A 26455-nucleotide genomic window follows, 5' to 3' on the forward strand; every position below is an offset into this window, starting at 1 on the left:
GCAACTTCATCGCATTGGAACCCCCGCACATGAGCTTGTTCCCCGCCGGTAATCGCGCCCGTCCCTTGGCCATCGTCGCCGCCATCGGTGCGCTGGTCTTGAGCGGCTGTGGCGTGGCCGCCGAGTCGACCGCCGCCACCGTCAACGGCAAGACGATCACCGACACCCAGGTTGAACAGGCCGCCCGGGTGCAGGCGATCGGCAACGTGGCACTGGGCGAGGACGACGAGGTGCCCCTCGAGGTTCGGCGCCGGGCGCTCAGCTTTCTCGTCGCCGCCCAGCTGTTGAAAGATGAGCAGGCCCGACTCAACCTCGACGAGCCGGACGGGTTGGCCGATCAGGTGGCCAGCCAGCTCCAGGCCGATCAAGCATTTGCCAGGCTGTCCGAAGGCGAGCAAAACGACCTGGTGTCCGCAGCGGTCGTGCTGAGCACCCCGCCCCCCGGACCCGATGGCACCCAGGCGGCCGGGCTGCCCCTGCAAATCCAGCAGACGCTGACCAGCGATCCGGCCGCTCGGCGACGGTTCCGCCAGGCCCACCCGCAGATGTTTCGAGAGCTGTGCGCCGACGTGGCTGAAGCCCAGCCCGATCAGGTCGACGAGGTGCGCAAGGCGATGGCCGCGGACCCGGACGCCGCCTTCGAGAAGTTTGGTGCGCTCGACCAGTGCCAGACCGCAGCTGCCAGCAACGGGTTGGTGCCCGTGTCGTCGCCCCAGTGGTCGACGGTCAACGCGGTGGTCTCGGGCGCGATCGGCGAGGTCGACGGTCCGATCACTGCGACGGTTTCCAACCCCGACCCGTCCGGGGCGAGCGGCGGTGAGACCGTTGAACAGACTCGCTGGGTCCGGCCCCAGGGCAGCCGCTCCCTGACCGACGCCGGAGCCGCCGAGTTCGTGTCGTCCCTCGACGCCAACTCGTTGCTGTATCTCCTGGCCCTTCAGACCGATGACGTCCAGATCGACCCCCGATACGGCGACATGTTGACCGTCGGGCCCCCCGACGGGCTGCAGATCGTGCGAGTGCAGCCCAACGGATCCGGCGCCGCGACGCCGGCGGCACCGGCAACCGGCGACCCGACCGCCTAGGTGGGCGCCGCCCCGTCGGGGTCCGCCCCCACGGTCACCGTCGCCGGGCTGGGCCCGGCCGACGCTGCCCTGATGCCCCCGCTGGTGCGGGACCGCCTGGGATCGGGTCGGTGGTGGTTGCGCACCCGCCGCCATCCCGCCGCCTCCGAGGTAAGCGCGCTCGGCTCGTTCGATTCGTTCTATGACGACAGCGACACCTTCGAACACACCTACGAGCGCATCGCTGCTGCGCTGATCGCGGAGGCCACCGAGCACGGGGCGGTTGGCTATGCGGTGCCCGGCTCGGCGCTGGTGCTCGAGCGCACCGTCGAGCTGCTCAGCGAGGCCGCCCGGCGCGGCGAGATCGACCTCGAGGTGCTGCCGGCCATGTCGTTTCTCGATCTGGCATGGGCGGCGGTGGGTGTGGACCCCGTGACCGCTGGGGTGCGGTTGGTCGACGGTCACCGCTTCGCCACCGATGCGGCCGGGGAGCGGGGCCCGCTGCTCGTTGCCCACACCCACGCGCGGGCGGTCCTCTCCGACATCAAGCTGGCCGTGCTCGACCAGCCGACCAGCGACCCGGACGGCGAGGTGCATGTGCTGCACCACCTGGGGCTGGACGATCAGCGGGTGAGCGTCACCACCTGGGCCGATCTCGACCGTGGCGACGAGCCCGACCATCTGACGACGCTGTGGGTGCCGCACCTCAACGTGCCGGTGGCGGCGTCGATTCAGGGCTTGGCCGAGGCGGTTGCCGGTGAGCAACCACATCGGCCCGAGGTCGCCGAGGCGGCTGCCCTCGGCGCCGAGCTGAGGGCGTCGGCCGACGCTGTGAGCCACTCCCTGGCGGCGTTCGACCTCGACTCCGGCGATGGCGCCGACCGGTTGTGCGACGCCCTGGGGCGGGAGCTCGGCGGTGTGGCACGAGCGGCCCGCCTGGCGGAGCGCGCCGGCTGGTTCAGCCTGGCCGAAATCGCCGATGTGGCCGCCGCCCGCGCTTCGGGCGTCGAGCCCGCAGACGATCCACCCGAGTCGACCCACCCGGCCGGTTCCTAGGAGTTTTTGGCGGGGGCGGAATCCTTGGTCGGCGGTGGTGAGCCCATCGCCCGGTCCCAGCCCGTGGCGGCAGCACGTTGGGCGACGACCCGGGCGACCGCACCCCCGATGCTGATCGCCACCACCCAGCTGAGGGCCTCACCCCAGCCGGTGTCCGGATCGGCCGGGTTGGTCGGCGGCTCCCGGTCGGTGGTCCGTGTCCACAGCACGGTCAACAGCTTCTTGGTACCAACGGCCGCCGCCACGCCGGACAGGCCGGAGACCACCGACCAGCCGAGTCGCTGGCCGGGGCCGGTCGACGCTGCGGCGGAGACGGCCATCGCTGCGGGATGGGTCATTCGTAGGGGGAGCATGCTCGCTCATACCCGCCAGCGCCGGTGCGGAAACTCGGGCAGACTCCGAAGATGACTGAATCCAACGCTGGCGCGAGCGTCGCCGTCAATGGCGACATCTCGATCGACTACGCGACGCTGGGCGACAGCGACGCTCCTCCGATCCTCATGATCATGGGCCTCGGCGCCCAGCGGGTCAGCTGGCCGCCGGAGTTCCTGGCGCGGTTGGCCGACCGGGGTCGATTCGTGATCACCTTGGACAACCGGGACGCCGGGCTCTCGACGCACCTGCACGACGCTGCGGTTGCCCTGGACGAGCTGGTCGGCGCCCTGATGGGCGGCGGGCAACTGGCAGAGGTTCCCTACACGCTGTCGGACATGGCCGACGACGCGGTGGCGGTGTTGGACGCCGTGGGCATCGATCGAGCGCACATCGTCGGCGCGTCGATGGGGGGCATGATCGCCCAGATGCTCGTGATCGATCATCCGGAGCGGGCGCTCAGCCTGACGTCGGTGTTCTCGACCACCGGCGAGATGGACGTGGGCGTGCCGACCGATGAGGCGGTCATGGCGCTCATCTCGCCGGTGCCCGAGGATCGGGAGGGCTACATCACCACGATGATGGAGCGCTGGAAGGTGTGGTCGGCCCCCGAGCACTGGGACGACCGTGCGGTGCGGGGTCGCCTCGAGCGTGAGTACGACCGCAGCTTCGATCCGGGCGCCACCCCCCGCCAGCTGGCGGCCATCCTCACCAGCGGGTCGCGAGAGGAGCTGCTGCCCGGCATCAAGGTGCCCACGCTGGTGATCCACGGCCTACTCGACACCCTGGTGCAGCCCACCGGGGGTCGGCGCACCGCCGAGCTGATCCCCGGCGCCGAGCTGCTCGAGATCCCCGACATGGGCCACGAACTCCCCGAGGCCCACTGGGACACGGTGATCGGGGCGATCGTCGGCCACACCGCCGCCGGGCAGGACTCGGCCTGACGGTCCTCAGTAGCGGAGCGTCGGCTCCGTGCCGGCGGGCAGGTTGATCGTCTTGGACTCCAGGTAGGCGGCCAGGCCCTCGGGACCCAGTTCGCGACCGACGCCCGAGTCCTTGAAGCCGCCGAAGGGCGCCCCCCACTCCATGGCGAACCCGTTGACCGTGTAGGTGCCGGTGCGCACCTTACGGGCGATATCCAGACCCGCCTGGAGGTCGCCGGTCCATACCGTGCCGGAGAGGCCGTAGTCGCTGTCGTTGGCCACGCGAATGGCGTCGTCGGTGTCGTCGACCGGGATCACCGCCAGCACGGGGCCGAAGATCTCCTCCTGGGCGATGCGCATCGAGTTGTCGACGTCGGCGAAGACGGTCGGCTCGACGAACCAGCCACGATCCTGCCCGTCGGGGCGACCGCCTCCGGTCGTGATGCGAGCACCCTCGTCCCGACCGATCTGCAGGTAGCCCTCCACCCGGTCGCGCTGGCGCTCGGCGATCAGCGGCCCGCAACCGGTCTCCATGTCGGCCGGATCGCCCACCGGGATGGCGGCCACGGCCTCGGTGAGCGCCTCGACCACCTCGTCGTAGCGGCTCCTGGTGGCCAGGATGCGGGTTTGGGCAACGCAGGCCTGCCCGTTGTTCATCGTGGAGCTGGCGATCAGCTCGGGCATGATTGCGTCCAGGTCGGCGTCGTCACACACGATGGCGGCGGATTTGCCGCCCAACTCAAGCGTGACCCGGCGCAACAGCTCGCCGCAGGCGGCACCGATCTTGCGTCCGGCGGCGGTCGACCCCGTGAAGCTGACTTTGTCGACGTCGGGATGGGTCACCAGATGCTGTCCGGTCTCCCGGCCGGCAGGCACGATGTTGACCACACCGTCGGGCACGCCGGCGTCGGCGCACAGCTCGGCCAGGGCGTAGGCGGACAGCGGTGTCTCCGGTGCGGGCTTGAGCACCATGGTCGAACCGCTGGCCAACGCCGGCGCCAGCTTGAGCATCGAGATGAACAGGGGCACGTTCCACGGCACGATGCCGGCGCTCACGCCCACCGGCTCGTGGCGCACGAGGGCCGGGCCCATCATGCCGGGTCGCACCTCCTCAAACTCGAAGCTGCGGGTCAGCTTGGCGAAGTAGTCGAGCACCATGCCGGTGGCCCCCACCTGGCCGAAGTGGCTGAACAACAGTGGGCAGCCCACCTCGGCGGTGATCAGGTTGGCCAGGTCGTCGGACCGCTCCAGGAACAGGGCATAGAGCCGGTCGATCACGTCGGCCCGCTCGGAGGCCGTGGTGCTTCCCCAGTCGCCGTTGAGGGCGCCACGAGCGGCGACGACGGCGGCGTCGATGTCGGCCGGAGCACCCTCGGGGGTGGATCCCAACTCCTCTTCGGTGAACGGGGAGATCACCGAGATGCGGGCGTCGGTGGCCGGTGCCACCCAGTCCCCGCCGATGTAGAGCCGGTCGTGGTGCAGGTTGGTCATGGTTCCCCTGTGTCGTGTGGTTGTGCGTCGTGTGGTGGTGCGCTTCGTCGCATCGTACCGGCCGACCCGATGCTGCGGGTCAGCCGGTCGGTTGGGAGAACTCGCTGGTCGCCCCGCATCATGGACGACCATGAGCACCAAGATCAGGATCGCCATCACCGGCTACGGCAACCTCGGACGAGGAGCCGAGGCGGCCATCACCCAAAGCCCCGACCTCGAACTGGTAGCAATCGTCACCCGGCGGGATCCGGCGACGGTGCGCCCGGCCGACCCGGTCACCCCGGTGTACCGCCTCGACGATGTGGCCGACCTCCGGGGCACCGTCGACGTGATGCTGTGCTGCGGCGGCTCGAAGGAGGACCTGCCGGTGCAGGGGCCCCTGCTGGCATCGATGTTCAACATCGTTGACAGCTACGACACCCACGCCAAGATCCCCGACTACTTCGCGTCGGTCGATGCCCCCGCCCGGGCCAACGGAACCACCGCGGTGATCTCCACGGGCTGGGACCCGGGGCTGTTCTCGCTCAACCGCCTGATGGGCGAGGCCATCCTGCCAGAAGGTGTCACCTACACCTTCTGGGGCCGGGGCCTCAGCCAGGGGCACTCCGACGCCGTGCGCCGGGTGCCCGGCGTGGCCGCCGGCGTGCAGTACACCATCCCCTCGCCCGAGGCGCTCGAACGTGCCGGCAGCGGCGAACGCCCGGAGCTGACCACCAGGGAGAAGCACACCCGCCACTGCTACGTGGTGCTGGCCGAGGGCGCCGATGCCGACACGGTCGAGCAGGCCATCATCACCATGCCCGACTACTTCGTCGACTACGACACCACGGTCACCTTCATCGACGCCGACACGTTGGCCGCCGACCACGACGCCATGCCCCACGGCGGGTTTGTGATCCGCAGCGCCTCCACCGCCGACGGACACAACCACACCATGCAGTTCTCGTTGGAACTCGAGCACAACCCGGCTTTCACCGCCAGCGTGCTGGTGGCCTACGCCCGGGCCGCTCACCGGATGAACCAGGCCGGTGCCGTCGGGGCAAACACCCCCTTCGATGTGGCCCCCGGGCTGCTGTCACCTCGGTCACCGGAGGACCTCCGCCGAGACCTGCTCTGATCCGAGCCTCGGATGACCGGGTGTGCCGGTGATGGTCGGTTCACGCTGATGGCGGTTCCATCGCCGGCACCTTGGCGTCGGCGACACCACTTCTAGGGTGAACGGATGGCCGATTCGCTGTTCACCGTTCTCGACCACGATCACGCCCACGGGCGCTACCAGCCCACCGGGTTCAGCCGGGGACCATGGTCTCCCCATGCGCTGCACGGCGGACCGACGGCGGCACTGGTGGCCCACGCCGCCGAGCAGGTCTTGGCCGACAGCGGCGCCGACGCACGTCTGCCCGTCCGGTTGACACTCGACCTCGAACGGCCCGTGCCGCTCGCTCCGCTGACCGTTCACGCCGAAATCGTGCGGCCCGGCCGCAAGGTGCAGGTGGCCGAGGTCATCGTCGTCGATGACGACGGGCGCAGGTTGGTGCGGGCCTCGGTGCTGGCCATCCGCCGCCGTGAGGTGACACTGGCGGACGACCTCATTCGGCCGGTCGACCGACAACCGACCGATCGACAACAGGGCGGCGGTGACATCGACTGGGTGTTCCCCGATGACGAGGTCGCCTTCCACTCCGACGGGACCGAGCACAGCCTCGTGCAGGGATCGTTCGGCAAGCTCGGCCCGGCCACCGACTGGATTCGCCTCGCCGTTCCCGTCCTGCCCGACGTGGAGCCCAGCCCGTTCCAACGGGTGGTGGCCGCCGCCGACTTCCTCAACGGCATCTCGAGCGTGGTCGACCCGATGCAGGCTACCTACATCAACCCCGATCTCACCGTGACCGTCCACCGGTTGCCGGTGGGGGAATGGGTGGCCGTCGATGCGGTGACCCGTTTCGAGGACCTGGGCATCGGCACGGCCGAGGCCGACCTCTACGACGAACAGGGTCGCCTCGGGCGCGCCGTCCAGACCCTGCTGCTCGATCCGGTCTGACCAGCGCTGAGCCGGCTCCACACGCGACCTACCAGCGGCCAGCGATCGGGGCTGTTTCTCAGCTCTGAATCGAGCTGAGAAACAGTTCGGTACGCGGGTCGGCTGGTGCTCCGGCTCGGGCGACCGCCACCAGCGTCCGGCGGACCAATTGCTCCCCGATCGCCAGGCCGTCGCCCCGCTGGCGCTTCACCGGGCGGGGCCCGCCCATGTGGTCGGGCAGCACGGCCCAGCCCAGGCCCAGGGTCACCATCGACTGCAACACGGTGGGGTTGGCGCTCTCCAACGTGGTGAACGGGTCGGCCCCCCGGGAGCGCAGCGCGCCCTCGATCAACACCCGGGTGGTCGAGCCCTCCGGCGGCATCACCCACGGGCCCCAGCGCTGCGGATCGGCGAGGTCGTCGGCGCTCACGCCGCCCGGGGCGACGACCACCATCGGCTCATCGGCGATCGTGGTCGTCGTCACCGTGCTTTCCGACGGGCCGCCCCGTCCGCCGGTGCGCAAAGCGATGTTGTCGCCGACCACCACCGCCAGGTCGAGCTCTCCCCGCTGGACGGCTCGGGTGAGCGGAACCGACGTGTCGACCGTGACGTGGAGGGCGTCGCCGGCCAGCTCGCGCACGGCGGCCAGAGCGGGGCGACACGTGGCCACCGCTGCCGAGTCGATCAACCCCAGCCGGTAGGCGCCGCGGGCACCCGAACGAAGCCGGTTGGCGATTCGGCCGAGATCGGCGGCCTGGGCGACGACCCCGTCGGCGTGGGGTAGCAGGACGGCCCCGGCCGAAGTCAGCACACGCCTGCGGCCGAGCCGTTCGAACAGCGTGATCCCCAGCCGTCGCTCCAGCTCGGCGATGCCCTGGCTGAGCGCCGACTGCGTCACCCCGAGCTGGGCAGCGGCCTCGGTCCAGCTGGGCGCACGCGCTGCGGCGCGGAGGTACAAGAGCTGCTGGGTGGAGAGCGCCGGGACGGTGGTGTCGGCGCTCGCACCGGGTCTCACGCGACCTCAATCATAAGTAACACCGATGGAACATTGGGTTGACTATAGGGTTACTGTCAACAACACTCGGATCACGTCGGTCCGACGCAGCGCCAGCGCGCTCCGCATCATCCCGCATTCGCCCCTACCGAGGACACCCCCTGTGACCCAGCCTTCCCAGAACCCCGCCACCCCGCCAGCGCTCGACATCGCCCCAGCCACCGGCCGATTGGGCATGCTCACGCCCGGGATGGGTGCGGTGGCCACCACGGCCATCGCCGGCATCATGGCGGCCCGCCAAGGTCAGGCCGTGCCGATCGGCAGCCTGACCCAGATGGCCCACATCCGTCTCGGAAGCCGCGACGAGGGCCGCAACCCGATGATCAAGGACTTCGCTCCGCTGGCGACGCTCGACGACCTGGCCTTCGGCGGCTGGGACCCGATCTCGGCCAACGCGCTGGAAGCGGCGCACACCGCCGGGGTGCTCAAGGACTCCGACCTGGCGCCCATCTCCGGGGAACTCGAGGGCGTTGCATCGATGCCGGCGGTGTTCGACCAGCGCTGGGTATCGAAGCTGGACGGCATTCGCGTGAAGGAGGGTGCCAGCAAATGGGACCTGGCCCGGCAACTCGTCGAGGACATCGAGCGCTTCAAGGAGGAGGAGAACTGCGAGCGCATGGTGATGGTGTGGACCGGCTCGACCGAGGCCTACCAGGTGAAGGCCGACGTCCACTCCGACCCCGATGCGTTCGAGGCGGGGATGAAGGCCAACGACGAGAACATCGCACCCTCGCAGATGTACGCGTGGGCGGCGCTCAGCTCGGGCGTGCCCTTTGCCAACGGTGCCCCCAACCTGGCGGTCGACACGCCATGGGCGGCCACGCTGGCGGCCGAACGGGGCGTGCCCTTCGCCGGCAAGGACTTCAAGACCGGCCAGACGCTGATCAAGACCATCCTGGCGCCCGGGTTCAAGGCCCGCATGTTGGGCCTTCGCGGCTGGTACTCCACCAACATCCTGGGCAACCGGGACGGTGAGGTGCTCGACGACCCCGAGAACTTCAAGACGAAGGAAATGTCCAAGCTGGGAGTGCTCGACACGATCCTCCAACCCGAGGTGTATCCCGATCTGTACGGCAACATCGATCACGTCGTACGCATCAACTACTACCCGCCGCGGGGCGACAACAAGGAGGGTTGGGACGCCATCGACATCTTCGGATGGATGGGGTACCCGATGGAGATCAAGGTCGACTTCCTGTGCCGCGACTCGATCCTGGCCGCCCCGATCGTGTTGGACCTGGCGCTGTTCTTGGACCTGGCCCAGCGGGCGGGGCAATCGGGCCTGCAGGAGTGGCTGAGCTTCTACTGGAAGGCGCCCGACGCGCTCGGCGGTGTGCCGCCCGAACACGACATCTTCATCCAACAGCTCAAGTTGAAGAACACGCTGCGCTCGTGGATGGGCGAGGATCCAATCACCCACGCCGAGGGCGAGTAGCGCTCCGCTACGGGAGCACCTGCACGTCGAACTGGTTGAGGTGCACCTCGACGGTCACCTCGCCGGCCGATGGCGGTGCCAGTTCGACCGAGCCGGACAACAGCCTGCCCACGACCTCGATGCCGAGGTGTTCGTCGGCCGCGCCGACGGGCACCTCGGTGAAAACGATGCCGGCGGTGCCGTCGGACCGGGTGGTCACCCCGCAGCGACGGGCCACCTCGACCCCGCCGTAGCGAACGACGACCGTGTCGCGGGCGAACCCGTTGCCCAACACGACCCGAAAGCGCCCGGGCTGGAGTCTGCCGGGATCGGCACCGCCACCGATCGGGATCTCCGAGCGGGCGGTGGCATCGATGGCGTGCTGCTCGAGTTCGTTGGAATCCACGATGGCATGGGACATGGGGACCTTCAGCCTGCCGATGGTCGAAGTGCCGGCGGGCGAATGTGCCCCCGGGTGGTGTTGATGGTGCCTGTCTCCGACGACCCGGATATCCCGGGTGAGGCGAATGACATTCCTCCCAGCGTGCACGACGGCGCTCAACGGTGTCTCTTCATCGGTGAACGCACACTTAATCTCTGCTTAAAACCGTCGAAAAGGCCGTCAACAGAGTGGATCGGGCCGGTTTGGCGGTTGGATTATGAGGTCATCGATGCCCCCGATGAACCCACCGCGATCCACAGCGGTCCCCGACGGCTGAAAAAGCGCTACGACGTGGTCGTCATCGGCAGCGGTCCGGCGGGATCGGTGCTGAGCTATCGATTGGCCCGCGCTGGGCTGCGGGTGGCGGTGCTCGAGCGCGGCACGGAACACCGACCAGGGTCGTTTCCCGAAGCCCCGGGCGAGTTGGTCACCAACAGCCAGCTGTGGCGCAACGGCCTCCGCATCGGCGCGGCTGACGCCCTCTTCGACCTGCGGGTGTTCGACGACGTGATGGTCCTCACCGGCTGCGGCGTGGGCGGCACATCGTTGATCAACGCCTCGGTGTCGGTGATGCCCGATGCCGAGGTGATGGACGACCGGCGCTGGCCGGCCGAGTTGCGCAACGACCCCGGGTGGGCCGATGACATCGGCCGGGTGGGTGACCTGACGGGTACCGCAACCCTGCCGGCCGACCGCACCCCTCCCAAGTTGAGCGCTCTCGAGGCGATGGCCGGCGCCCGGGGGATCGACGCCAGCGCCGAGCGTGCTCCGCTGAACGTGTCCTTTTGTGATGGCCCCAACCCGGCCGGCCTCGAGGTGGCGGCATGCAACGGATGCGGTAATTGCATCACCGGCTGCAACATCGGGGCCAAGGGCAGCTACGACCGCAACTACCTTCATCGAGCCCGCTCGTGCGGCGCCCAGGTGTTTGCATCGTGCTCGGTGTCCCACGTCGAAGCGACCGCCCACGGCTGGGCGGTCGTGGTGACCGACACCGGCCAGCCATCGGTGCGTCGTCGGGTGGAGGCCGACCGGGTGGTGCTGGCCGCCGGGGCCCTGGGCTCGACCGAGGTGTTGTTGCGGTCCCGGGAGGCCGGCCTGGAGACCTCTCCGATGCTCGGGCACCGCTTCTCGGGCAACGGCGACCTGATCGCCTGGGGCTTCGATACCGACGAGCCCGTCGGCGGGGTGGGTGTGCGCAGCGACAGCGACCCTTCCGACTCCGCCGAACCCGATGGCGACGACCGCTGGCTTGGCGTCGGCCCCACGATCAGCGGGCTGATCCGGTCGGGTCCCGCCGCGGACGGAACCCCGCCCGTCGGCGGCGCAGACGGGCCCGAAACCCCCCTGAGCCGGGACGATCATTGGATGATCGAGGACGGCGCCGTGCCGCGCGTCTTCGCGGTGTTGACGCCGCTGTTGCTGGCGGCCTCGGCGCTGCTCGACCGCCTGCCCCTGCACGAGGGCCCGGAGCGCGTCGCCGGCTGGCTGCGGTCCTTCCTCGACGGTCCCTACGACGGCGCGGTCTCGCGGACGACGACCACGCTGTACATGGCCGCCGACGACAGCGAGGGGCAGGTGCAGCTGGCCGGGGCCGGCGTCGAGGTGACCTGGCCCGGCGCCGGCCTGCAGCGCTCACTGACCGAGGGCGGCCAGCGACTGGCCGACGCCGCCCGCCAGCTCGGGGGCCGCCCGGTGCGCAACCCGGGCCATCGCGGCTGGCTCGGCAACCGACCGGTGTCGGTTCACCCGCTGGGTGGTTGCGTGATGGGCGGTGACGCCGGCGACGGCGTCGTCGATCACCGGGGTCGGGTGTTCGCCGGTGCGGCCGGTCGGCACACCTACGTCGGCCTGTACGTCACCGATGGGTCGATCGTCCCCCGGTCGCTGGGAGCCAACCCGTCCCTGACGATCGCCGCCCTGGCCGAGCGCACCGCCCGGCTGATGCTGGCCGAGATGGGCCTCGACGCCGACCCGATCGACTCGGTCCCACAGGGCGACGTGGCGCCGGACGACGCCGCCCCGGCACCCGACGTGCCGGGACCCAGGGTGCGCTTCACCGAACGCCTGGGCGGCCACGTGATCGTCGGCGGTCAGGCCAGCCCGATCGTCCTTGGCCTGCGGGTGGCGGTCGAGGACCCAGCAGCGGTGCGGCGCAACCCCGAGCAGACCGAGCTGCGGGTGACCGGCACGGTCGATGCGCCGTTGCTGCATCCGGCGCCGATGACCGTCACGTGGGGAACGCTCCGGTTGGTCGCCGAGGATCCCGACCAACCGGTCGGACACCGGATGGAGTATCGCCTGGGGCTGCGCGACGCCGACGGTGCGCGCTACCGGCTGGACGCCGACAAGCTGATCCTCGATCAGCCCGGCATCGATTGGCTGTGGGACGCCACCGAGGTGGCGGTCTCGATTCGCCCGGTCGCACCCGACGGAGAAGCCGCCCCCGACCGGCCGGTCGAACGCGCCTACGGGCTGGCCCGGCTGGCACCGTTCGACGCGGTGCGGATGGGGTTGTCGCTTCGAGGCCCGGAGGGTGGGGCGCCGGCCGAGCAGGCCCGCGCCATCGGCTCGTTCCTGGGGGCGTTCGCACTCCCGATGACCCGCATCTTCGGCAAGGCTGCTGTGGGCGGCGCCGAACTTCGGGCCGCACAAGGCGGCGTCCAACGTCGCCGCCAGCTGGCGCTCCCCCCGATGGAGCAGCATTGGCTGGGCCGGGACCGACGCTGGAGCGTCCTCCCACCCGACGATCCGATCGTGGGGCTGCGCCGCTTCCGGGGTGGCTCGGCCGGGCCGGTGTTGTTGGCGCCCGGCTTCGGCATGTCGAGCGACCACTACCTGCTCGACAGCGCCGCGCCCAACCTGACCGAGGTGCTCGTCGAGGCCGGCTACGACGTGTGGCTGTTCGACTACCGATCGTCGATCCGCTTTCCCGGGGCCGGGCGCCCCTCCGACCTGGACGAGGTTGCCACCATCGATTGGCCGGCCGCCGTCGGCCGGGTGCGGGCGATCACCGAAGCCGACGAGGTGTCGGTCGTAGCCCACTGCGTTGGTGCAGCCACCGTGCTGATGGCGCTGCTCGACGGCATGGACGGCGTCGGCGCGGTCGTGTGCTCGCAGATGGCGGCCCACTTCGACGTGCCGGCGTTCACCCGCTTGAGGGCGAGGCTTCGGCCCGGGCCCAAGCTGGAGGCGCTGGGGTTGACCTCGGTGTTCCCCGACCGGGGCACCGGCCTGGCCGCCCGCTTGGCCGACCTGGCTGCCCGGCCCACGCCGCTGGCGCACGGCGAGCGCTGCGATTCGCCGGTGTGCCGGTGGGTGTTCTTCTTCTACGGGCCAACCCACCACCACGCCAACCTCGACCGCTACACCCACAGCCGCATCGCCGAACTGTTCGGCGAAGGCTCCCTGCGCGGCATGGACCATGTCGGGTCGATGTTCACCGCCGGTCGGCTGGTCGGTGCCGACGGGAGCGACGCCTACCTGCCCCACGTCGAGCGGTTGAACCTCCCCATCTTGTTTCTGGCCGGCACCCGCAACCGCCTGGTGCTGCCCTCGAGTTCGGCGCGCACCCTGGCGTGGCTGCGCTCCCACCATGGGCCGGAGCTGCACCAGCGGCGGGAGTTGCCCGGCTACGCCCACCTCGACGGTTTGATCGGCCGCCGGGTCGACCGGGACGTGTTCCCGCACATCCTCGAGTTTCTCGACGCCCGGTAGGCGTCACCGCCGGGACGGGCATTCTGTGGCCGTCAGCAGGCGGTCTACGCTCCGGCCATGGCCGATCTCAGCTTTCCGATCACCGGCGATCCCGACGACGACGCCCTGTTGCTCGAGGATCCCTTCGCTCTGCTGCTGGGCATGTTGTTGGATCAGCAGGTGCCGATGGAGTGGGCCTTCAGGTCGCCGGCCCGGCTGCGGGAGCGCATGGAGGCTGCCGAGCCCAATTCGTTTTCCCCCGAGGGGCTTGCCGCCCTGGACGAGGAGGACGTGATCGCACTGTTCGCCGAGAAGCCGGCCCTGCACCGCTATCCCAAGTCGATGGCCAAGCGCGCCCACGGGGTGGCCCGGATTCTGGTCGACGAATACGGCGGTGATGCGGCCACGCTCTGGCAGACCGCCGACGACGGAGCGGAGCTCTACCGCCGCCTCCGGACCCTGCCCGGGTACGGCGAGGAGAAGGCGAAGATCTTCGTCGCCCTGCTGGCCAAGCGTTTGGACGTGCGCCTGGATGGCTGGCAAAAGGCGGCCGGAGCCTTCGGCGACGACACGCCGCGATCCGCCGCCGATGTGGGTAGCGCCGACGAGCTGACGCTGGTGCGCCAGTGGAAGCAGGCCCAGAAGCAGCGCGGCAAGTCAAAACAGGAGTAGCGATCGGCCCCAGGCGATGCAGGCGGGCGGTTCAGCGCGTCCGGTTCACGACACCACGGTCGGTGACAGGGCCCGGGCCTGGCCGGCCAACCAGTTGAGCCCAAGGAGGTCGGCTCGCGCTGCGAGCGCCTCGGGGGCCTCCGCCCGACGGTCGTCGTCGGTCCCGGCGCCAAGCCGGGCCAGCTCGATGTCGGCGAGCAACTTCCAAGGTTCGGCGCCCACCCGCGCAGACCGCCGGCTGGCGTGGCGGAGGGCGTCGACCGCGGCCTCGTTGTGGTCGGCCCCGCCCAGCGTCGCCTCGGCCATGCCGAGGTAGTGCCAGCCGAACCCCATGAAGACCGTTTGTCCGAGGATGATGCCCGCATCGGCGTGGTCGGCGAACCAGTCGACGAGGAGTGCGGCCCAATCGGCCCGGCCGGTGGCGTGGGCCACCATGGCTGCCGCAGCGGCTATCACCGAGCCGTTGTAGCGAGCGTCGCCCTCGAGGAACGAGGCCAGGTCGAAGCCGTCGATGAGGCGATCTGCCCCGTCGACATCGCCGGAGATGGCCAACAGCCAGGCATCGAGGAAGGTCCACATGTCGGCCCTGGTGGTGAACCCGGAGATGGCGACGACGAACTGCCGGGCCTCCTCGTGGTCCCCCCGAAAGATCTGCCATGGCAGCCGGACCAGGTGGTCGACCACCTCGGCATGTAGCTCCCGGCCGGTGGAAACCAACAGCCGCTTGGATTCATCGGCCAGCGCTTCGGCCCGATCGAAATCGCCCTGTGAACCGGCGCGCATGGCGTGATAGAGGCGATCGAGGCGGGCCAGATCTGCGCCTCCAACCTCGTTGGCCGAGGCTCCGAAGCGTGCGGCGATGTCGTCGGCCGCCTCCAGATCGCCGGAGGTCAGCGTGGCGTGCAGCCGGCACTTGATCACCTGTAGGGCCAGCATCTGGTCGCCCGCTTGGGCGACCAGATCGTCGAGACGCTCGATCAGCCGCCACGCAGCGATCGGGCCGGCATCGAGCTCGCAGGCCCAGAACCGGTTGATCCCCACCCGCGCCCGAATCTCGGGTGGGGCGGCGTCGCAGAAGCGCTCGGCCTGGTCGCACAGCGCCCGCCGGGCCGACTCGGACAGATCCCAATAGCCGAGTTCGGCCAGGCGTGCGGTCAGCTCGGCCCGCAGGAACGGCTCGTCGTCGACCAGCCAGTCCAGGGCATCTGTGACGAGGGCGGGGATCGACGGGTCGGAGGCGTCGCCCATCGGAAGGACGCCGCCGACGTGGAGTGCCGCGAGGGCGGCGAGGTCGAGGCGGCCGGCTCGCCGGGCCCGGGTGATCGCAGAATGAAGCAGCGCTCGTCCGTCGCCCTCGTGGACGAAGGTCGACCAGACCCGGCCCCGCTCGATCAAGAGCTCCGCCGCCAGCACGTCGTCGTCGGCATCGTCGGAGACCAAAGCCAGCGCAGCGGCCAGCTCGGCATCGGCGCGCTCGTAGGCCGAGTTGCGAACCGCCGAATCGGCCGATGTCCGCAGCCAGTCGATCGCCGGGGCGCGGCCGACCAGCGGCGCAGCCGCGAGGTAGTGCCGGGCGATGTCACCGGCGCCGACGACATCGCCGCCCGCCCGACGATCGGCCAGCAGTTCGGCGGCCCGCCGGTGCATCGCCTGGCGCTTCGCCGGCCCGATCTCCTCCAACATCACACGTCGGATGAGGCCGTGCACGAACCGATACCGATCCGAGACAGCGGCCGGGTCGCTGCGATCGTCCATGCGTTGGGCCTTGGCCAGGCGGATGAGCAGTCCGTCGTCGAGCAGCTCGCCGAGGGCCGACGCAGCGGCATCGGCGTCGAGGCCCGACAGCGCAGCGGTCAGCCAGCCGCGGGGTCGCGCGCCGTCGACCGCCGCCGCCTGCAGCATGGTGACCGCCTCGGGCGAACAGCGGGCGATCCGCCGCCGTGCCAACCGGGCGAGCGGTGTGGTGATCGGTGCTCCGTCACGGTCGGCGAGCAGGTGGGCGATGAACATCGGGTTGCCGCCGCTGCCGGACAGCAACTCGGCGCGATCGACGTCGGGTCGGCCCAGAGCTTCGGCGAGCTCGCCAACCGCGATTTCGTCGAGCGGCAAGAGGTCGATCTCGACCACCTCGACCTGATGGGGCAGGGTGCCCAGCCAATCGGCCAGGTTGGCGGTCGGGATCAACCCCGATGGTTGGGTGATCAACAGGACGGTCACCGGCGTCGCAGCCATTGGGGCGAGCAGACGGCCGATCACATCGAGCGTGTCGGTGTCGACGTCGTGGACCTGATCGATGATCAGCAACGGCGGGGTGCCGTCACCATCCGGCGACGATCCGGCACGCGCCACCAGGGCGCTGAGCGCCGACACCAGCGCGTTTCTGCCGGTCGCCGGGGGCGCCGCAGCGTCGTCCTCGGGTTCGATCAGCCGGCGCAGCGTCTCCATCGACGCGCTGGACTCCAGGCCGGTGAGCAGGCCGGGGTTGTGGATCTCGGCGTGTTCGGCGATATCGGCCAGCGCGGGAAACGGTCGACTCAATGAGTCGTCGCATGAGCCGAACAGCACCGTGCGGTGGCGCGGCGCCGCTCGGAGGCCGCGAACCAACTCGGTGACCAACTTGGTCTTGCCGCTGCCGGTCTCGCCGCTCAGCACGATCAGCCGGGCTCGCGCCTCGACGGCGGCGCCGAGGCGGGCCAACTCGACGGTGCGACCCACCGGTGGGGTGGCACCGTCGTCAACCCAACAGCTGCACCCCTCGAGCGGGCTGGTGGGGGCGATGGCGGTTCCCCGGATCAGGCCGGGGTCGTGTCTGAGGATCTGGTGCTCGAGCGCCTTGAGCGCCGGGCCCGGTTCCAGGCCGAACTGGGTGCCCAAGCGCCGGCGTGCGCTCTGGTAGGCGGCGAGGGCATCCTTCTGGTGCCCGGCCCGGTACAGCGCGGTCATCAGCGCCTCCCAGTACCGCTCGTTCTCCGGGTGGGCCTCGCTGAGCACCCGGAGCTCCGAGATCAGGGTGGCGTCATCGCCTGTCTCGAGGCGCAGCTCGATCTCGAGAGCCCGTACGTCCTTGCGCAACTGATCGAGTCGGACGGCTTCACCGCGGGCCCAGTCCTGGCTGGCGAACTCGCTCAGGGGCGGCCCACGAAACCGCGCCAGGGCGTCGCGCGTTCGGGTCAGAGCTGCGCCGGGATCGACCGCTGCCAGGCTGCGGGCGGCGTGAAAGGCGTCATCGACCAGCACCGCATCGAGCTCGGTGGGCGCCAGCACCAACCGGTAGGCCCGTCCGCCGATCGTCTCGATCCGATCCAGGCCGGGCAGTGCTCGCAGGTTGTGCACCTGAGTTTGCAGGTTTCGCTTGGCGGAGTCGGGGGCGCGTCCGGGCCAGAGATCGTCCATCAGCGTGTCGAAGCCGACCGCCTCTCCGTGCGCGAGCACCAGACGAGCGAACAGGCCGCACCGGCTGGGCCCGGTGAGCCCGATCGGTTGGCCGTCCATGGTCACGCTCAGTGGGCCCAAGATCTCGACGAACAATCCGGCCGCCGTCGTGCTCATCGCTTCGGATCCGGCCACGCAAGTACCGTACCGACCCGAGGCCGCCCGTCCCGAAACGGGTCCGGCGGCGCTGAACGCTGTCGGTGACAGGCGGCGCCCTCCGCGTCGGCGCACCGCTCCGGCGCTAGCGTTGATCACCCCGGTCATGAGCGAAAGGCGTTTCCCACGTGAGCTTCATCGATGACGTACTGGCCCGACAGATCCTCGACTCTCGAGGAAACCCCACCGTCGAGGTGGAGGTGGGCCTGAGCGACGGGTCGGTCGGCCGGGCGGCGGTGCCATCCGGCGCGTCGACCGGTGCGTTCGAGGCGGTCGAGCGACGCGACGGCGGCGACGCGTACGCCGGCAAGGGCGTCCTCGGCGCGGTCGGAGCGGTCAACGGTGAGATCGCCGAGCTGGTGCTGGGCCTCGATGCGCTGGACCAGCGCGGCGTCGATCGGGTGATGTTGGAATGCGACGGCACCGACAACCTGGAACGTCTGGGAGCCAACGCGGTGCTGGGGGTGTCGCTGGCGGTCGCCAAGGCGGCGGCGTCCAGCCTGGAGTTGCCGCTGTACCGCTACGTCGGCGGCGTGTCGGCCTGCGTGTTGCCCCTCCCGATGCTCAACGTGATCAACGGCGGCGAGCACGCCGACAACAACGTCGACCTTCAGGAGTTCATGATCGTGCCCGTCGGGGCGGCCTCGTTCTCCGAGGCGCTGCGCTGGGGCACCGAGTGCTACCACGGTCTCAAGTCGGTGCTGTCCGACCGGGGACTGTCGACGGCGGTCGGCGACGAGGGGGGCTTTGCGCCCAACCTCGGCTCCAACGAGGAAGCGCTGGCCCTGCTGGTCGAAGCGATCGAGGCCGCCGGCCGGACGCCCGGCGAGGACATCGCCCTCGCCCTGGACACCGCGTCCACCGAGTTCTACTCCGACGGGCTCTACCGCCTGGCCGGAGAGGGCCGGGACCTGGCACCGGGCGAGTTCGTCGCCTACCTGAGCGGCCTGTGTGACCGCTACCCGATCGTGTCGATCGAGGACGGCATGGCCGAGGAGGACTGGGATGGCTGGGCGCAGCTCACCGCCAGCCTCGGCGACCGCATCCAGTTGGTCGGCGACGACCTGTTCGTCACCAACCCGGCCCGCCTCCAGCGGGGGATCGACTCCGGCGTCGCCAACTCGATCCTGGTCAAGGTCAACCAAATCGGCACCCTCACCCAGACCCTCGAAGCGGTGCAGCTGGCCACCCGCAACGCCTATACGTCGGTGATGAGCCACCGCTCGGGCGAGACCGAGGACGCGACGATCGCCGACCTGGCGGTGGCGACCAACTGCGCTCAGATCAAGACCGGTGCGCCAGCGCGAAGCGATCGCGTCGCCAAGTACAACCAGCTGTTGCGCATCGAGGAGCAGCTGGGCGACGAGGCGGTCTTCGAGGGCGGGGCGGCGCTGGGCCCGCGACCGGTGATGCGACGTGGCGCCCCGTCCTAAAAGGGCCGCAACGGCCCGACCTGGCGACGGAGCCGCCACCAAGGCTGCCCGCCTGCCCACCCGTCGCCGTTGGTTTTGGGTGGTTGCGTTGGCCGTCGTGTCGCTGTTTCTTGCCCTGCTCGCACTTCCGGTGCGCAACCTGTTCAGCCAGAGCTCGGAGCTGAGCCTGGCCCGCGCCGAACTGGCCGAGCTCCAGGGCGACACGACCGAGCTCGAGCGGCGCCAGGCCGAGCTCGAGGATCCCAAGCAGGTCGAGGTGCTCGCCCGCCGAAACCACGGCATGGTCTTTCCCGGCGAGGAGAGCTACGTCGTCTTGCCGCCGACCGAGGGCGGCGAGGTGCCGCCGTGGGTGGCCAAGGGCTGGGACTTCGACCCGGCGGCCCCGGCATCGACGGACCCGTAGGTCCGCTCCTCCAAGGTTCCAACGGAGAGATCGCTGACCTAGGGTCGCGATGATTCACAGATCACCTGAGGGGCACACGATGGGAACAGCTCGACGAACGCGCAGTATCGCAGCAGTTTTGGCACTGACCCTGAGCGCCGCCGCCTGCGGTGGTGGGGGAGGGGACGCCTCCAGCGGCGCCGAGGGCGACGGGGACGAGGGCCCACCCCAACGGGGCGGCGAGGTGATCTATGCCCTGGAGGGCGAGACCAACTCGGGCTGGTGCCTTCAGGAGGCCCAGTTGGCCATCTCGGGCATCCAGGTGGCCCGGGCGATCTACGACACGCTGCTGCAACCCGATGCGTCCGGCGACATGAAGCCGATGCTGGCCGAGTCGGTCGAGCCGAACGCCACCTTCGACGAGTGGACGATTCTGCTGCGCAAGGGCGTGAAGTTTCACGACGGCACCGACCTGACCGCCGAGGTGGTGAAGAACAACCTCGACGCTTACAGGGGTCAGTACCCGGCCCGCCAGCCGCTGTTGTTCGTGTTCGTGCTCGACAACATCGACACGGTCGAGGCCACCGACGACCTGACGGTCAAGGTGACGACCAAGACCCCGTGGCCGTCCTTTCCCAGCTTTCTGTGGAACGACGGCCGCCTGGGCATCGTCGGGCAGGCCCAGCTGGACGACGCCGAAGGCTGCGACGAGAACCTGGTCGGCACCGGTCCGTTCGTGAAGAAGGAGTGGAAGATCAACGACCACTTCACCGCCGAGAAGAACCCCGACTACTGGCAGGAGGGCGAGGACGGCAAGCCGCTGCCCTACCTGGACACGATCGAGTTCCGGCCCCAGGCGGAGCTGACCCAGCGCATCGAGGGCATCCAGACCGGCACCTACGACGCCGCCCACATCCAGGGGGGCGAGGCCCTCGCCCAGGCCCAGCCGCTGGCCGAGCAGGGGGTGGTCAACCTGGTGGACAACTCGGACTACGCCGAGGTGAACTACTTCCTGTTCAACGAGTCGAAGCCGCCGTTCGACAATAAGGACGCCCGGCTTGCGGTCGCCCAGGCACTCGACCCGGAGACGGCCAACCAGATCCTCAACGACGGACTGCTCGAGGTGGCTTCGGGGCCCTTTGCGCCCGGCACGATGGGGTATCTCAAGGACGCCGGCATGCCGGGCTTCGACCTCGCCGCCGCCAAGAAGCACGTGGCCGCGTACGAGAAGGAGGCGGGCAAGAAGCTCAGCTTCACCGTGCCCTATGCGGGCAGCGCTGACGCCCAGGCCGCCGTCGAGCTGTGGCAGGCCCAGCTGGCAAAGGCCGGCATCGAGATGAAGCTGCAGTCGACCGACCAGTCGGCCGAGATCGACCGTGCCATCTCCGGCGACTTCGGCGCCCTGACCTGGCGCAACCACCCGGGCGGCGACCCGGACCTGCAGTACGTCTGGTGGCACACCGGCTCGCCGGTCAACTTCGGTCGCCTCGACGACCCCGAGATCGACCGGCTGCTCGAGGAGGGCCGGGTCTCCTCCGACCAGGCGGAGCGCACCAAGATCTACGAGGACCTCAACCGTCAGTTTGCCAAGGAGGTCCACAACGTCTGGCTCACCTGGACCAAGTGGGGCGTCATCAGCGCGCCGACCGTTCACGGCGTGATGGGCCCTCCGGTCGACGGAAACCCCCCGTTCCCGGGGTTGGCCACCGGACAGCCGGTTTCGGGCCTGTGGATCGAGCAGGGGTAGCCGGTGTCTCGACGCCGGCACACCCCAACGCGGCGGCCAGGTGATCTACGCCGTCGAAAGCGAGACCGCCTCGGGCTGGTGCCTGCCCGAGGCCCAGCTGGCCATCTCGGGCATCCAGGTGGCCCGAGCGATCTACGACACGCTGGTGCAGCCCGACGCGTCGGCGAGATGGCACCGATGCTGGCCGAGTCGGTCGAGCCGAACGACACCTTCGACTCGTGGACGATTCTGCTGCGCCAGGGCGTGACGCTTCACGACGGCACCGACCTGACCGCCGAGGTGGTGAAAAACAACCTCGACGCCTACCGGGGAGCCTACGAGGGGCGCAGCTCGCTGTTGTTCCTGTTCGTGCTCGACAACCATGCGACGAGAACCTGGTTGGCACCGGCCCCTTCGTGAAGACCGAGTGGAAGGTCAACGACCACTTCAGCGCCGAGAAGAACCCCGACTACTGGCAGGACGGCGAGGACGGCAAGCCGCTGCCGTACCTCGACGAGATCGAGTTTCGGCCCCAGGGAGAGCAGACCCAACGGATCGAAGGCGTCGCGACCGGCACCTACGACGCCGCCCACATCGAGAACGGCGACGCCATCTCTCAGGCCGAGACCATCGTCGACGAGGGGCTGGCCAACCTGATCACCACCTTCGACTTTGCCGAGGTTGCCTACCTGTTACTCAACGAGTCCAAGGCGCCCTTCGACAACCTCGATGCACGGCTGGCGGTGGCGTCGGCGCTGGACCGGGAGGCGCTCAACCAAACCCTCAACCAGGGAAAGACGGAGGTGGCGTCGGGGCCGTTTGCGCCCGGCTCGATGGGCTACGTCGAGGACACCCCCATGCCGCCGTTCGACCTGTCGGCCGCCAAGAAACACGTTGCGGCCTACGAGCAGGCCACGGGACAGAAGCCTCGGGGGGCCCCCCCGGGGGGGGGGGGGGGGGGGGGGGGCTCAACCGCCGCTTTGCCGATCAGGCGGGCATCGGTGATCCTGGATCACCTGCGTCCAGATGTGTGGCGTAACCAGGCGCCCCGACCGTTCTGGTGGCGTGCTGGGCCCCGCAAGGTCGGGGGACGGCGGGGAGCCGATCCCGGGCTCAGCCTTTGCCGGTCAGGCCCGTGTCCGGCCTGGTCCAATGGGTCGCATCAGCGCGCGACCGTCGGCGTCCGGAACCCAGGTGGGGGGGGGCCGGGGGGGGGGGGGGGGGGGGGGGGGGGGGGGAACGGTTTGCACCTTGCGCCACGAGGTTTCGCGTATACAGTGCGCCGTGCGGCAGCCGTCACACGGCGTCGGCACTTGGTGGACCGATCGAATGAGTTGGGGGAGCAGGCATGGGAACGTCTCGACGAACGCGTGGAATCGCAGCGGCACTGGCCATGGGCCTGGTCGCTGCGGCGTGCGGAGGTGGCGGGGACTCGGGGGGCAAGACCGCGAGCGCTCCTGGTGACGAGGGCACCCCGGTACCCGGCGGACGGGTGATCTACGCCCTCGAGGCCGAGACCAACGCCGGCTGGTGCCTGCCCGAGGGCCAGCTGGCCATCGCCGGCATCCAGGTGGCACGCACGATCTACGACACGCTGGTGCAGCCCGACGAGTCGGGCAAGATGGTGCCGATGCTCGCCGAGTCGATCGAGCCCAACGACGCCTTCGACGAGTGGACCCTGAAAATCCGTGAGGGCGTGAAGTTTCACGATGGCACCGACCTGACCGCCGAGGTGGTGAAGAACAACCTCGACGCCTACCGGGGCCAGTACGCAGGGCGCAAGCCGCTGCTGTTCATCTTCGTGCTCGACAACATCGACACGGTGGAGGCCACCGACGCCTCGACGGTGAAGATCACGACCAAGAAGCCGTGGCCCGCGCTGCCCAGCTTCCTGTTCTCCAGTGGTCGTCTGGGCATCATGGCCCAGGCCCAGCTGGACAACGCCGACAACTGCGACAAGGACCTGATCGGCACCGGGCCCTTCAAGCTGAAGGACTGGAAGGTCAACGACAAGTTCGTGGCCGACAAGAACCCCGACTATTGGCAGACGGACGCCGACGGCAACGCGCTGCCGTACCTGGACGAGATCGAGTACCGGCCGGTGCCCGACACCAACAGCCGAGTCGAGGGTCTCCAGACCGGTCAGTTCGACATCATCCACGCATCGGGCGGCGAGGCCGCCCAGCAGCTGGCCCCGCTCGCCGACAGCGGCCAGATCAACGAGATCTCCAACTCGGATGCCGCCGAGGTGAGCTACGGGATGAACAACGAGGCGAAGGCGCCGTTCGACAACCTGGACGCCCGCCTGGCCGTCGCCTACGGCGTCGACCGCGAGGAGTTCACCAAGCTGCGCACCGGTGGTCTTCAGGAGGTCGCCTCCGGCCCGTTTGCGCCGGGCAACATGGGCTACGTCGAGGACACCGGGTTCCCGTCCTACGACGTCGACAAGGCCAAGGAGCACGCAGCGGCCTACAAGAAGGCGACCGGCAAGGACCTGTCGTTCACCCTCTCCTATGCCAGCGATCCTTCGACCAAGACCAACGCCGAACTGATCCAGAGCCAGCTGGCCGACGCCGGCATCGACGTCAAGCTGACCTCGACCGACCAGGCCGCGCTGATCGACCGTGCGATCGGCGGCGACTTCCAGATGATGCTGTTCCGCAACCATCCGGGCGGCGACCCGGACACGCAGTACGTGTGGTGGCACACGGGTTCGCCGGTGAACTTCGGGAAGATCAACGACCCCGAGATCGACAAGGCGCTCGACGAGGGGCGCTCGGAGCCCGACGAGGCGAAGCGGGCCGAGATCTACGAGAACATGAACAAGCGCTTCGCCGAACAGGCCCACAACCTGTGGCTCAACTGGAGCCTGTGGACCATCGCGTCGGTCCCCGAAGTCCACGGGATCCTCGGGCCGGACCAGAAGGATATGAAGCCCTACACCGGGCTGGCCACCGGCACCCCGGTCGACGGGATCTGGGTAGAGGGTGGGGGCTCGTGACGACCGAGGAAGGTAGTCGGTGAGGTCGTTGCTGCCCCGGCTGGGGCGTCTCGTCGTGGTGCTGTTCCTGGTGACGCTGTTCGCGTCGCTGCTGGTCAGCTTTCTGCCCGGCGATCCCGCCGCCGTGGTGGCGCCCTTTGCCAGCGATCAGCAACGGGCCGAGATCGCCGACGAGCTCGGCATCTCCGATCCGCTGCCGGTGCGCTACGTCAACTGGCTGGGTGGGTTTGTCACCGGCGACCTGGGCAAGACCTACTCGGGCCCCACGTCGTCCACCGAGGTGTCGACCCAGGTGGCCGACGCCTTGCCGGTCAGCCTGACGCTGATGGTGTATGCCCAGATCATCGCCCTGGGGCTGGCGATCCCGCTCGGCGTCGCCGCGGCCTACAGGGCGGGCGGCTGGCTGGACCGGGTGATCTCGTCCAGCTCGTTCCTGTTCCTGGCCCTGCCCGCCTTCGTGCTCGGCTTCATGTTGTCGTACTACGTGCGCTTCAAGATGGGGCTGTTTCGCACCCGCGGCGGGTATGTCCCGCTGTGGGAGGACCCGGTAACCAACTTCCAGTTCATGTTCCTGCCGGCGGTCAGCCTGGCGCTGGGCCAGGTGGCGATCTACGCCCGGTTGCTGCGGGCCGACATGATCGCCACCCTGCAACAGGACTTCATCACGATGGCCCGGGCCAAGGGCATCAGCACGCAGCGCATCCTGTGGCGCCATGCATTGCGGCCCAGCTCGATCACGCTGCTGACCGCAGCCGGCCTCAACATCGGCACGCTGATCGGCGGCGCACTCGTGATCGAGGTCGTCTTCCAGCTGCCGGGCATGGGCCTGCTGGCCGCCAGCGCGATCGGTGGTCGCCAGCTGGTGGCGGTGCAGTCGATCGTGGCGATCTTCGCCGTGCTGTACGTGGCGGTGAACGTGTTCGTCGACCTGGCCTACACCGTCGTCGACCCGAGGATACGACGTGCCTGAGCCAACGCCCTCCGAAATCCCGTCCGCCATCGGCAGCATGCCGGCGGTGCTCACCCCCGGGGCGGTCGTACCCGCACCAGACTTTGGGTTTCCGTCCGAGGTGGAGGACATCGTTTCACCCGTCAAGAAGCGCCGGTTCGGGCCGGCGGCCATCCTGGCGATGGCCTGGATCGTCTTCGTCGTCGGCGGGGCGATCCTTGCCCCCTACCTGCCGATCCCGACGACGACCGAGACGGTCGACATCCCGGTCGACGCCGCCGGCCAGCCCTACTTCGGGCCCAGCCTCAGCCACCCGTTCGGGCTGGACAAGATCGGCAAGGACGTCTTCAGCCTCACGCTCTACGGGGGCCGGGTCTCGCTGCTGGTCGGGTTCGTCGCCGTGTCGGTCGGCATGGTGATCGGCGGGACGATGGGCATTTTCGCCGGGTACCTGCGTGGCAAGGTCGATACGGTGTTGTCGATCTTTTTCGATACGTTCCTGGCCATCCCCGCCATCATTTTGGCGCTGGCGCTCGTCGCCGCGTTCGACCCTGCCGACCCCGATCTGGTCAACCCCACGCGGCGCATCTTCGTGCTGGCCGGTGCGCTGGGCGTGGTGTCGATCCCGGTGCTCGGCCGGATCGCGCGCGCCTCGACGCTGGCGGTGGCCGACCGCGAGTTTGTGACGGCGGCCAAGGCGATGGGCGCCAAGCCGTTGCGGATCATGTGGCGGGAAATCCTGCCCAACGTGCTGCCCTCGATGCTGGTGATCGGGCTGCTCGGCGTCGGCGTCGCCATCGTCGCCGAGGGCGGCCTGGCCCTGCTGGGGGCCAGCGTGTCCTCGCCGGCCACGTCGTGGGGTTCGATCATCGCCGCCAACCGCAACGCAATCAACCTCGATCAGCCGTGGATCATCTTCGGACCGTCGCTGTTCATCTTTTTGACCGTGCTGACGTTGAACTACCTGGGCGACGTGATCCGTCGCCGCTTCGATATTCGCGATTCTGTGTTGTAGCCGCCGAAGGCGGTGCTGTTGTGGCCGTCGGCGGTGACGCAGCCTGATCGCCGGCCCACTCGACGGAGCCCCCGAGCGGGCACGGCCCGGTAGTCTGAGCCTTCCCGCTTCGGAGTAGACGTGGTTGTTTCAGATCCCGAGTTGATTGCCCCATCGC

At 69.4% G+C, this 26455-nt stretch carries 19 protein-coding genes and 1 pseudogene; 15 read left to right on the forward strand and 5 right to left on the reverse strand.

All coding sequences use genetic code 11. The features are described 5' to 3' along the window. Positions 1–29 precede the first annotated feature (29 nt). Both IPN02_02930 and IPN02_02935 read left to right on the forward strand, forming a co-directional pair. Positions 30–1085 carry a SurA N-terminal domain-containing protein gene (locus IPN02_02930; protein ID MBK9295829.1) on the forward strand — a complete coding sequence of 352 codons (1056 nt, stop codon included), beginning with the start codon at positions 30–32 and terminating at the stop codon, positions 1083–1085. Continuing rightward, complete coding sequence (locus IPN02_02935) at positions 1086–2120, forward strand: hypothetical protein (protein MBK9295830.1); 1035 nt, start codon at positions 1086–1088, stop codon at positions 2118–2120. On the opposite strand, the gene IPN02_02940 is transcribed toward IPN02_02935, so the two are convergent. Continuing rightward, on the reverse strand, positions 2117–2440 hold the full coding sequence (locus tag IPN02_02940; GenBank protein ID MBK9295831.1) for a DUF4235 domain-containing protein: 324 nt from the start codon (positions 2438–2440) through the stop codon (positions 2117–2119). The two genes, IPN02_02935 and IPN02_02940, sit on opposite strands and share 4 nt — an antisense overlap. A gap of 84 nt (positions 2441–2524) precedes the next feature. Here IPN02_02940 and IPN02_02945 point away from each other — a divergent pair, with 84 nt between their 5' ends. Further along, positions 2525–3436 (forward strand): alpha/beta hydrolase, encoded by a 912-nt coding sequence (locus tag IPN02_02945; GenBank protein MBK9295832.1) that lies wholly within the window; start codon positions 2525–2527, stop codon positions 3434–3436. Between the two features lie 6 nt (positions 3437–3442). On the opposite strand, the gene IPN02_02950 is transcribed toward IPN02_02945, so the two are convergent. After that, positions 3443–4906, reverse strand: coding sequence for an aldehyde dehydrogenase (locus tag IPN02_02950; protein ID MBK9295833.1), 1464 nt, complete (start codon positions 4904–4906; stop codon positions 3443–3445). Between the two features lie 130 nt (positions 4907–5036). Here IPN02_02950 and IPN02_02955 point away from each other — a divergent pair, with 130 nt between their 5' ends. Both IPN02_02955 and IPN02_02960 read left to right on the forward strand, forming a co-directional pair. Next, positions 5037–6023 (forward strand): diaminopimelate dehydrogenase, encoded by a 987-nt coding sequence (locus IPN02_02955; GenBank protein MBK9295834.1) that lies wholly within the window; start codon positions 5037–5039, stop codon positions 6021–6023. 105 nt (positions 6024–6128) lie between these two features. Then, positions 6129–6947, forward strand: coding sequence for a thioesterase family protein (locus IPN02_02960; protein MBK9295835.1), 819 nt, complete (start codon positions 6129–6131; stop codon positions 6945–6947). A 58-nt stretch (positions 6948–7005) separates the two neighbouring features. Here IPN02_02960 and IPN02_02965 read toward each other — a convergent pair whose 3' ends face one another. Then, the gene (locus IPN02_02965; GenBank protein MBK9295836.1) at positions 7006–7941 is read right to left on the reverse strand and encodes a LysR family transcriptional regulator; all 936 of its coding nucleotides are present in this window, start codon (positions 7939–7941) and stop codon (positions 7006–7008) included. Between the two features lie 25 nt (positions 7942–7966). Here IPN02_02965 and IPN02_02970 point away from each other — a divergent pair, with 25 nt between their 5' ends. Continuing rightward, positions 7967–9415 carry an inositol-3-phosphate synthase gene (locus IPN02_02970; protein MBK9295837.1) on the forward strand — a complete coding sequence of 483 codons (1449 nt, stop codon included), beginning with the start codon at positions 7967–7969 and terminating at the stop codon, positions 9413–9415. 7 nt (positions 9416–9422) lie between these two features. Here the strand turns inward: IPN02_02970 and IPN02_02975 are convergent, their stop codons facing one another. Continuing rightward, positions 9423–9800, reverse strand: coding sequence for a hypothetical protein (locus IPN02_02975; GenBank protein ID MBK9295838.1), 378 nt, complete (start codon positions 9798–9800; stop codon positions 9423–9425). Positions 9801–10046: 246 nt separating this feature from the next. Here IPN02_02975 and IPN02_02980 point away from each other — a divergent pair, with 246 nt between their 5' ends. Together IPN02_02980 and IPN02_02985 are read left to right on the forward strand one after the other, a co-directional pair. Continuing rightward, positions 10047–13553: a GMC family oxidoreductase N-terminal domain-containing protein gene (locus tag IPN02_02980; GenBank protein MBK9295839.1), complete on the forward strand. Its 3507-nt coding sequence runs from the start codon at positions 10047–10049 to the stop codon at positions 13551–13553. 57 nt (positions 13554–13610) lie between these two features. Beyond that, positions 13611–14204, forward strand: coding sequence for a Fe-S cluster assembly protein HesB (locus IPN02_02985; GenBank protein ID MBK9295840.1), 594 nt, complete (start codon positions 13611–13613; stop codon positions 14202–14204). A gap of 45 nt (positions 14205–14249) precedes the next feature. Here IPN02_02985 and IPN02_02990 read toward each other — a convergent pair whose 3' ends face one another. Then, positions 14250–17771, reverse strand: coding sequence for an AAA family ATPase (locus IPN02_02990; protein ID MBK9295841.1), 3522 nt, complete (start codon positions 17769–17771; stop codon positions 14250–14252). A 149-nt stretch (positions 17772–17920) separates the two neighbouring features. On the opposite strand from IPN02_02990, the gene eno reads away from it, so the two are divergent. The 7 genes and pseudogenes from eno (at position 17921) to IPN02_03025 (ending at position 26298) form a co-directional block, all read left to right on the forward strand. Continuing rightward, a complete protein-coding gene (gene eno, locus IPN02_02995) occupies positions 17921–19225 on the forward strand; it encodes a phosphopyruvate hydratase (GenBank protein MBK9295842.1) in 1305 nt (434 codons plus the stop codon). After that, a complete protein-coding gene (locus IPN02_03000) occupies positions 19209–19628 on the forward strand; it encodes a septum formation initiator family protein (GenBank protein MBK9295843.1) in 420 nt (139 codons plus the stop codon). Before eno ends, IPN02_03000 begins: the two co-directional genes overlap by 17 nt. Before the next feature lie 79 nt (positions 19629–19707). After that, the gene (locus tag IPN02_03005; protein MBK9295844.1) at positions 19708–21354 is read left to right on the forward strand and encodes an ABC transporter substrate-binding protein; all 1647 of its coding nucleotides are present in this window, start codon (positions 19708–19710) and stop codon (positions 21352–21354) included. Between the two features lie 168 nt (positions 21355–21522). Next, positions 21523–22259 (forward strand): annotated as a pseudogene (locus tag IPN02_03010) (ABC transporter substrate-binding protein). 422 nt (positions 22260–22681) lie between these two features. Continuing rightward, a complete protein-coding gene (locus IPN02_03015) occupies positions 22682–24334 on the forward strand; it encodes an ABC transporter substrate-binding protein (GenBank protein ID MBK9295845.1) in 1653 nt (550 codons plus the stop codon). A gap of 19 nt (positions 24335–24353) precedes the next feature. Next, positions 24354–25304, forward strand: a complete 951-nt coding sequence (locus IPN02_03020) for an ABC transporter permease (protein ID MBK9295846.1) — start codon at positions 24354–24356, stop codon at positions 25302–25304. Next, positions 25297–26298: an ABC transporter permease gene (locus IPN02_03025; GenBank protein MBK9295847.1), complete on the forward strand. Its 1002-nt coding sequence runs from the start codon at positions 25297–25299 to the stop codon at positions 26296–26298. Before IPN02_03020 ends, IPN02_03025 begins: the two co-directional genes overlap by 8 nt. Positions 26299–26455 lie beyond the last annotated feature (157 nt).

It is taken from the genome of Candidatus Microthrix subdominans (assembly GCA_016719385.1).
GTDB lineage: Bacteria > Actinomycetota > Acidimicrobiia > Acidimicrobiales > Microtrichaceae > Microthrix > Microthrix subdominans.